Genomic DNA, 7,620 nt, shown 5'->3' on the forward strand with positions numbered 1-7,620 from the left:
CCCGCCGTAAGGGCGGAACCCTAAGCCGCCGTTACCTAAATAACGGATATGCCCCCACCCCCACCCCCACCCCGATTCAGATCACCCCACAAACCAACCGCTCACCCCCACCACCCAGCGGCTTGGGCATATCCGAATGGTTATCCCCACCCGCATGAATCATCAACGCCCGGCCCTTGATCTGCGCAATCGTCTTCAACCGCGGCGCCAACACCGGGTTGGTCGAGGTGCCGTCCATGTTCACATACAGCGCCGGCAAGTCCCCCAGATGCCCCTCACCATAAGGCCCCAGATGCTTGCCCGTCTTCTGCGGATCAAAATGCCCACCCGCCGCCAACGCCGCCACCTTCACGCCATCTTTAACCCCCGCCTCGCAACTGCCGTTCTCATGGATATGAAACCCATGCACACCCGCCGGCAGCGACTTCAGGTCAGGGGTAAAAATCAGCCCGTAGGCGGACTCACTGATGGTCACCGTACCCACAGGCTGCGGCGCGCCATCCGCACTGACGAGGTTGACCGGAACTTGCAGGGTGGCCGCTTGAGCGGTACCGATGACGAGGAGGCTTGCCAGGCTGAGCCAGTGAATACGATTCATGAGAAGTTTCCCGAAAAGGTGGATAGAAGTGAGCAGTCTCGGGAAACACAACGACCAACCCACCCAAATAATTCCGTTGGAAAAAACATATTTTTCCAACGGAATATTCACCCAGGCTTAGCTGTTAAGCCTCTCCTGCCGCACACTGTGTACCGGCGTCACCTCATTGCCCAGGCACCGCCGACAGCTATAAACCCCCAGCACCACCGGCTTTTTCAACGCCTCGCGTTCAACCCGGGTGTGCGCGACAAACCGATAGCCCTGGCCCGTTGCCGTGGCGATATAGGCCGAATCATCGTCCCCCAACGCCCGCCGGATCGCCTTGATCTGCGCCCGCAGATTGCATTCCTCCACCACCAGCCGTGGCCAGGCGATGTCCAGCAATTGGGTTTTCTCCAACAGTTCGCCAGGCCGCGAAGCGAGGGCAATCAACAGGGTCAGCGCCCGGTTGCCCAAGCTCACCGGTTCACCGTTTTTCAGCAGCAGATGACGTCGGGGCAGCAGGCGATAAGGGCCAAAGTGAATTTCCAAAGCGCTGTCTTCAAGGTGGCTGCGTTGTGAATACGTCATGTGATTAACCTTTGTGCTTGTTCAAGGCAGAGCCCCGCACGTCTCCCTTTCGCGCAAGGCTGCAAGGGAGGGTCAGGTGTGGCGCGCCGGGATCGTAGTCATAGATCACCTGGAGGTTGTTTTATATAAATCGCTATTTAGTGCAAGTGCACTAACTTGGGCCGGCGAAAGTTGTGGAGTGTTATTGAGCAAGCCCGCGCCGAGCTATGAAACGCGATGATCAAGTCGATTTTGTTACAAACGGAAATATCTGCAAAGTTGGGCAAATGGCTATTATTTAAAAGTGTGAAGTTGTCGGATTTATTTTCAAAAACTGTTGGGTGGTCAACGTTTTGGCTCAGGGGTTAATGGCCTCTGCAGGGTTCAATACCGTTCAGTTTCACGCTGCGGGTCCCGTAATCATTGGGCTTCGTTGTGTATTGGATTTTTAACAAAAGTTCCGCACGCACAAAGTGATGAAATTTTCTCAACGCTGCCTTGAGCCGGATTTTTCACAGCACCCGCCCTGAACGTTTCACAAGCTTTCACAGCGAAGGCGTTTTATTCATGAGTAGTATGGGTCCCATGCAAACCGACGGCTGCATTGCCAACTCACTGTCTGACGCTGGGAGTTTGGTTCGGTTTGCATGCTGGTTAACTTCCCTATCGATGCAAGGAGATTGAACATGGCTACTACTCCACCAGTAAGTGCAGGCGGCGCCGACGACGCTATCGCGAAGATGGAAGCAACTTTCAACATGGCTATCGAGAAGTCGGCCAAGATCACCGAGATCAGCACCGCGAAAAAAGCAGAGCTCGACGCCACCAAACAGCGTCCGCAGAACTGATTCGCCATGCGGGCAGCGCCGGCGCTGCTCGCATACCTGCCTCGTCCTGCCTCACCCCGTTGCACCGTTGTTGATCGGCACAGGTGCTGTTGCGGCCTGTGATTCTCAAGGGGGCAAACCCAACCATGACAGCCTTGATTTCCCTGGGCCTGCCCGCCGCGAATGGCGCGCCGACCCTGCTTGTGACCCACGGTTTGCACCAGGGCAGTTCCCTGATGCTCGACCAGCCGGTCTACACCCTTGGCGCCGCACTGGCCGCCGACCTTCAGCTCAGCGATCCCGGGATCGCCGAGTTGCACCTGCGCCTGCGCTTTGAAGGCGCCCAGGTGGCCGTCGAAGCCCTCGGCGGTGATGTACTGATCACCGGCACTGCCGGTGATGTGCGCATTCCCCAAGGCAGCGGCCATCGCGCGCGGCTGCCGCTGCAACTGCGCATCGGCACGGCGGGTGTGAGCCTGGCGCTGCCGGGCAGCCCTGAAAAACCGCCTGCGGCAACCCGCACGTTCACCCCTTGGATCATCGCCACCGCGCTGCTGTTTGTGTGCGCCGGTGCCTTGGCGTTTCGCAATGATCCGCCGCAAGCGCAGGCCGTCATGCCGGTGGCTGAAACAGCCGTGGCCAAGCCGTCCCGCGCCGAGGCCAAGGCCTGGTTCGAAGGGCAATTGCAGGCCGCCCACCTGGACGCCGTGAAGGTCAACGATGTCGACGGCCAACTCAATGCCGTCGGTTCTTTCGAGCGGGCGCAACAGCCCCAGTGGCTCGCCCTGCAAAAGGCCTTCGACCGGCGTTATGGCCAGCAAATCGTGCTCAACCCGCGGGTCGCGGTGCGTGCGGATGCGGCCCGGCCACGGGTGCGTTTTCAAGCGGTGTGGTTCGGCACCAATCCCTACGTGATCAACGACAGCGGCAAGCGCCTGTACCCCGGCGCGGCCCTGGCCGACAACTGGGTGCTGGAACGCATCGAGAACAATCAGGTGATCCTCGCCCGTGGCGAAGAACGCTTCACCTTCACCCTATGACGCTGCTTTTTTCAGCTAAGGCCCCGGGATGAAAGTCGAACCCCGTCCGTTGATTCCCAGTGATGTGCGCAGCGCACCGGTCGAGGCGATTCGCCCGGTCAATTCGCGCCAGGCCACTGCTTTTGAAGCGGTGCTGAAAACCCGCAAGGTCCAGTCCCGCCGCTCCTTGCGCAGCGACCTGGAAGAACTCACCAGCGCCGCCGGCGTCGACTCGCTGCTGTTTGGCAGCGCCCGTTCCCTGGAGCTGCTGGAACACGTGATGCAGCACCTGTTGCCGAGCCTCGACGCCGAGCCGGAGATCAAGGCCCTGGCCCACGACCTGATCAGCGAGGAAATCGAGATGCGCCGCACCCTCGAACAACAACGCTCGGAGGTCCAGGCCTGATGTCCCGGGATAACGACGACGCGGTGCAATTGCTCAAGGGCATTGGCGAGCTGTACCGGCGCAACGGCCAGTCCCAGCGCGCCCTGGTGATGTTGCTGATCGCCGTGAGTGTGGCGCCCAACGACGGCCTGCTGCTGCGCTCGCTGGTGCTGGCGTTCACCGACAGCGGTGACGCCGCCCGTGCACTCTCGGCCCTGGACCGCCTGGTGGCGCTGGAAGGCGAGTCCGCCAGCCTGTTGCTGCTGCGCGCCCGTGCACTGTGGTACGGCGAACGCAAGGACGAAGCGCGTCAGTGCTTCAAACGCTACCTGGCTGCACGGAGAGTGGCGCCATGAACCTGCTCAATCGCCTGAACGGCATCGCACGCATGGCCGCCCAGCGTACCGACGTGATCATCGTCGCGTTCATGCTGATGGCCATCGTGATGATGATCATCCCGCTGCCCACCTACCTGGTGGACATGCTGATCGGCCTGAACATCGCCCTGAGCATCCTGATCCTGATCGTGGCCTTCTACATCGGCCACTCGGTGGAATTCTCGGCGCTGCCGCCGCTGATTCTGCTCAGCACTCTGTTTCGTCTGTCGCTGTCCATCACCACCACCCGTTTGATTCTGCTCCACGGCGACGCCGGCCATATCGTCAAGGCGTTCGGCGACTTCGTGATTGCCGGCCAGGTGGTGGTGGGCATGGTGGTGTTCCTGATCATCACCGTGGCGCAGTTTGTGGTGATCACCAAGGGGGCCGAGCGGGTCGCGGAAGTGGCGGCGCGCTTCACCCTGGATGCGATGCCCGGCAAACAGATGAGCATCGACAACGACCTGCGCAACGGCGATATCGACCAGGCCGAAGCCCGCCGTCGGCGTTCGCGCCTGGAGCGGGAGAGCCAGATGTTCGGCGCGATGGACGGCGCGATGAAGTTCGTCAAAGGCGATGCGATTGCCGGGTTGGTGATCCTCGCGGTCAACCTGCTGGGCGGCATGCTGATCGGCATGATCGAGCGCGACATGGCCTTCGGCGCGGCGGTTCACACGTACTCGTTGCTGACCGTGGGCGACGGTTTGATCGCACAGATCCCGGCGCTGCTGATCTCCGTGGCGGCGGGCACCGTGGTCACCCGGGTCAACAGCGACGGCGAAGCGGGCGACTTGGGTAGCGAGATTCTCAAGCAACTGGGTGCCAGCTATCGGGCCCTCGGCTTGACCGCGCTGATCATGGTCGGCGTCAGCGTGATCCCGGGCTTTCCGACCTGGGTGTTCCTCGGGTTGTCGCTGGTGTTCGGCGGCGCGGCGTTCGTGATGTACCGCCGGCATACCCGCGAACATCAGGTAGAGCCTGAAGCCCTGATCGAGACGCTGGAGCCCGTGGTGGAAGTGCAGGCCGAGCAGGATTACGGCCTGGCCCCCGACACCCGCGTGCTGCTGACCCTCGGCAGCGCCCTGGCCCTCAGCGCACCGCGCCAGTTGCTGGGCCAGCGCATCGAAGCGCTGTGCCACGACCTTCGCAGCGACCTCGGCGTCGACGTGCCGGTACCGGGTGTGCACATGGACGCCAAGGCCACGCCGGGCAGTTTCCGGGTGTCCCTGGAAGGCGTGCCGGTGAGTGAAGGGGAGATGCCGGTCAACTGCCTGCTGTTGCAGGACGACCCGGTGCACGTGCAGTTGCTGGACATCGCAACCTTGCAAGCCGACTCGCCCCTCAACGGCCGCGCCGCCCACTGGATCGAACGCCAGCACGAAGACGCGCTGCGCAATGCCGGCATCGGTTTCCTGCTGCCCGACGAAGTGCTGCGCGGCGTGCTGGAACGCAGCCTGCGCCGCTACGCCGCGGACTTCCTCGGGATCCAGGAAACCCGCCTGCTGCTCGAACGCACCGAAGCCACCTACGGCGAACTGGTCAAGGAAGCCCTGCGCCTGGTGCCGTTGCAGCGGGTGGCCGAGACCCTGCGCTTGTTGGTAGGCGAAGGCGTGTCGATCCGCAATCAACGGGCCTTGCTCGAAGCCATGGTGGAGTGGGGCGCCCGGGAAACCGACGCCGGCCGCCTGGCCGAACACTTGCGCGCCGCGTTGGCGCGGCAGATCAGCCATCAATACGCTGACCGTAATCGGGTGATCGGTGCCTTGGTACTGGCGCCGGGACTGGAAGACCAGTTGCGCGCGTCCCTGCGTCGCCAGGAACCCAGCCGCGACGTGATCCCCGAGGAGGTCAACCGCGCCTTGCTCACCCAACTGCGCCAGGCCTGCGACAAAACCATCGAGGCCAACAGCGCGGTGTTACTGGTGCATCCGGAACTGCGCCGCAGCCTGCGCCGCCTGGTGGTGCGCGGTGAACTGGAGCTGGCGGTGTTGTCGTTTCGTGAACTGGCCACCGAATACAACCTGCAAGCGTTGGTCACCATCAGCCTCACCGACATCTCCAACCGCCGTGCGCCTGCTGCGGCTTCCGTCACTTCCCTGGCGTCTGCCTCATGATCCGTTTTTCTCTGTTGTTGCTGGCGTTGACCTCGTTTTTTTGCAGTGCCCAGGACATCCCCAACGGCGCCCAGGGTTCCATCAGCCTGGCCTCCGGTGAAGGCCGGATCCTGCATTTTGTGGCGCCGGTGGAGTCGGTGCTGGTGGCCGAGCCCGGGATTGCCGACCTGCAGGTGGTGTCGCCGGGGGTGATCTATATCTTCGGCAAGGCGCCGGGCAATACCAGCCTGATTGCCCTTGGCAACGACGGCAAACAGCTGGCCAGCCTGACCCTGGCGGTCAGCAGCGCCACCCAGGCGGTGACCACGCCGATGCAAGCATTGCACCCCGGCACTGGGGCGCAGATCAGCGGCGCCGGCAACCGCCTGATCGCCAAGGGCACGGTGCGTTCGGTGGGCGAAGCGACCGACTTGAATGCGTTGCTCAACCCTCAGGGCCAGGGTTTCCAGAGCGCGGTTAACACCACCGAATATGCCGGTGCAGCCCAAGTCAATTTGCGCGTGCGCTTCGCTGAAGTGTCCCGCTCCGAGCTGCTGCACTACGGCGTGAACTGGAACGCCATGTTCAGCAACGGCACGTTTTCCTTCGGGCTGATTACCGGTGGGCCGCTGGCGGCGGCAACCGCTGGCGGGTTGGCGGCGGCGGGCAGCGGTTCGGGCAACACCAATATCGACGGCATGCTCGATGCGCTGCAGGCCAACGGGATTCTGCAAATTCTGGCCGAGCCGAATATCACCGCCATGACCGGGCAGACCGCGAGCTTTCTGGCGGGGGGTGAAGTGGCGATTCCGGTGCCGGTGAATCGGGACCTGGTGGGCATCGAATACAAGTCGTTCGGCGTGTCGCTGCTGTTCAATCCGACCCTGCTGCCCAATGGCCGTATCGCCCTGCAAGTGCGCCCGGAGGTCAGCAGTGTGGTGAGTGGCGGCACGGTGGATTTCGGTAATTTCCATGTACCGTCGTTCAGCGTGCGCCGCGCCGATACGCGGGTGGAAGTGGGCAGCGGGCAGACCTTTGCGATTGCCGGCCTGTTCCAGCGTGAGAGCAGCCAGGACATCGAAAAGCTGCCATTGCTGGGTGACTTGCCGATCCTGGGCAACCTGTTCCGCTCCAAGCGTTTTCAGCGTAACGAAACCGAGTTGGTGATTTTGATCACGCCGTACCTGGTGGAGCCGGTGCGCAGTCGCACCCTGGCGACGCCGCTGGATGCACAGCCTGCGACCGCCTCAGCGGCGGGGCCGCGCAGCGGTGGGGCGTTTGGTTTTTACATGAATTGATGAGGGGGCATGTCATGAAAGTTTCGCGTTTGTTGATGTGTTTGCCCTTGTTGGTGGTGGGCTGCAAGGCGCATTTGGCGCCGGTGTATTACTCGCCGCAGTATCAGGCGGACGGGCTGCCAAGCCAGTGCCAGCAGCCGCCGGCCAAGGACGAGATCGGGCTGGATGAGGATTTCAAGGCGACCTTGCCGTTGGGCTGTGCCAATAATTTGAATTTGATGCAGATGGTGGAGCAGCGCCAGGATTTGAATCAGGGCCGGGCCACCGGGCCTGCGATGGCAGCGCCGGTCGGGCGGGCGGCGCAGGTGTATATTGAGGGGTTTGACCGGGAGCAGTTGCAGCGGCGCCAGGCGCAGCAAGAGGCCAAGGCTGGCGCACCGGGAGCCGAGCAATGACCCGCCGTGCGCATTCCCCCTGTGGGAGCTGGCTTGCCTGCGATAGCGGTATTCCCGGCCCAGCAGATCTGTCTGCCAC

At 62.4% G+C, this 7,620-nt stretch carries 9 protein-coding genes; 7 read left to right on the forward strand and 2 right to left on the reverse strand.

Annotated elements, in window-relative coordinates:
* Positions 1 to 76: 76 nt before the first annotated feature.
* The gene (gene sodC, locus HX855_RS32580; protein ID WP_177091040.1) at positions 77 to 598 is read right to left on the reverse strand and encodes a superoxide dismutase family protein; all 522 of its coding nucleotides are present in this window, start codon (positions 596 to 598) and stop codon (positions 77 to 79) included.
* 117 nt (positions 599 to 715) lie between these two features.
* A complete protein-coding gene (locus HX855_RS32585; protein ID WP_177091038.1) occupies positions 716 to 1,168 on the reverse strand; it encodes a winged helix-turn-helix domain-containing protein in 453 nt (150 codons plus the stop codon).
* 665 nt (positions 1,169 to 1,833) lie between these two features.
* Here HX855_RS32585 and HX855_RS32590 point away from each other — a divergent pair.
* From HX855_RS32590 to HX855_RS32620, 7 genes are all read left to right on the forward strand, one after another.
* Positions 1,834 to 1,995, forward strand: coding sequence for a hypothetical protein (locus HX855_RS32590; protein WP_003207273.1), 162 nt, complete (start codon positions 1,834 to 1,836; stop codon positions 1,993 to 1,995).
* Between the two features lie 125 nt (positions 1,996 to 2,120).
* Positions 2,121 to 3,014, forward strand: coding sequence for an FHA domain-containing protein (locus tag HX855_RS32595; RefSeq protein WP_177091036.1), 894 nt, complete (start codon positions 2,121 to 2,123; stop codon positions 3,012 to 3,014).
* A gap of 28 nt (positions 3,015 to 3,042) precedes the next feature.
* On the forward strand, positions 3,043 to 3,399 hold the full coding sequence (locus HX855_RS32600; protein WP_177091034.1) for a hypothetical protein: 357 nt from the start codon (positions 3,043 to 3,045) through the stop codon (positions 3,397 to 3,399).
* A complete protein-coding gene (locus tag HX855_RS32605) occupies positions 3,399 to 3,734 on the forward strand; it encodes a lipopolysaccharide assembly protein LapB (RefSeq protein ID WP_177091032.1) in 336 nt (111 codons plus the stop codon). The genes HX855_RS32600 and HX855_RS32605 overlap by 1 nt, the downstream gene beginning before the upstream one ends.
* A complete protein-coding gene (sctV, locus tag HX855_RS32610) occupies positions 3,731 to 5,869 on the forward strand; it encodes a type III secretion system export apparatus subunit SctV (protein ID WP_177091029.1) in 2,139 nt (712 codons plus the stop codon). The genes HX855_RS32605 and sctV overlap by 4 nt, the downstream gene beginning before the upstream one ends.
* Positions 5,866 to 7,146 carry a type II and III secretion system protein family protein gene (locus tag HX855_RS32615; RefSeq protein WP_177091027.1) on the forward strand — a complete coding sequence of 427 codons (1,281 nt, stop codon included), beginning with the start codon at positions 5,866 to 5,868 and terminating at the stop codon, positions 7,144 to 7,146. The genes sctV and HX855_RS32615 overlap by 4 nt, the downstream gene beginning before the upstream one ends.
* A 14-nt stretch (positions 7,147 to 7,160) precedes the next feature.
* Positions 7,161 to 7,541 carry a hypothetical protein gene (locus tag HX855_RS32620; protein WP_177091024.1) on the forward strand — a complete coding sequence of 127 codons (381 nt, stop codon included), beginning with the start codon at positions 7,161 to 7,163 and terminating at the stop codon, positions 7,539 to 7,541.
* Positions 7,542 to 7,620 lie beyond the last annotated feature (79 nt).

The sequence above is a fragment of the Pseudomonas sp. IPO3778 genome, from assembly GCF_013386825.1.
Lineage (GTDB): Bacteria > Pseudomonadota > Gammaproteobacteria > Pseudomonadales > Pseudomonadaceae > Aquipseudomonas.

What these genes read in the sequence shown, in the direction of transcription:
- sodC (WP_177091040.1), bottom strand. Translation starts at nt 598, where the DNA reads ATGAATCGTATTCACTGGCTCAGCCTGGCAAGCCTCCTCGTCATCGGT.
- HX855_RS32585 (WP_177091038.1), bottom strand. Translation starts at nt 1,168, where the DNA reads ATGACGTATTCACAACGCAGCCACCTTGAAGACAGCGCTTTGGAAATT.
- HX855_RS32590 (WP_003207273.1), top strand. Translation starts at nt 1,834, where the DNA reads ATGGCTACTACTCCACCAGTAAGTGCAGGCGGCGCCGACGACGCTATC.
- HX855_RS32595 (WP_177091036.1), top strand. Translation starts at nt 2,121, where the DNA reads ATGACAGCCTTGATTTCCCTGGGCCTGCCCGCCGCGAATGGCGCGCCG.
- HX855_RS32600 (WP_177091034.1), top strand. Translation starts at nt 3,043, where the DNA reads ATGAAAGTCGAACCCCGTCCGTTGATTCCCAGTGATGTGCGCAGCGCA.
- HX855_RS32605 (WP_177091032.1), top strand. Translation starts at nt 3,399, where the DNA reads ATGTCCCGGGATAACGACGACGCGGTGCAATTGCTCAAGGGCATTGGC.
- sctV (WP_177091029.1), top strand. Translation starts at nt 3,731, where the DNA reads ATGAACCTGCTCAATCGCCTGAACGGCATCGCACGCATGGCCGCCCAG.
- HX855_RS32615 (WP_177091027.1), top strand. Translation starts at nt 5,866, where the DNA reads ATGATCCGTTTTTCTCTGTTGTTGCTGGCGTTGACCTCGTTTTTTTGC.
- HX855_RS32620 (WP_177091024.1), top strand. Translation starts at nt 7,161, where the DNA reads ATGAAAGTTTCGCGTTTGTTGATGTGTTTGCCCTTGTTGGTGGTGGGC.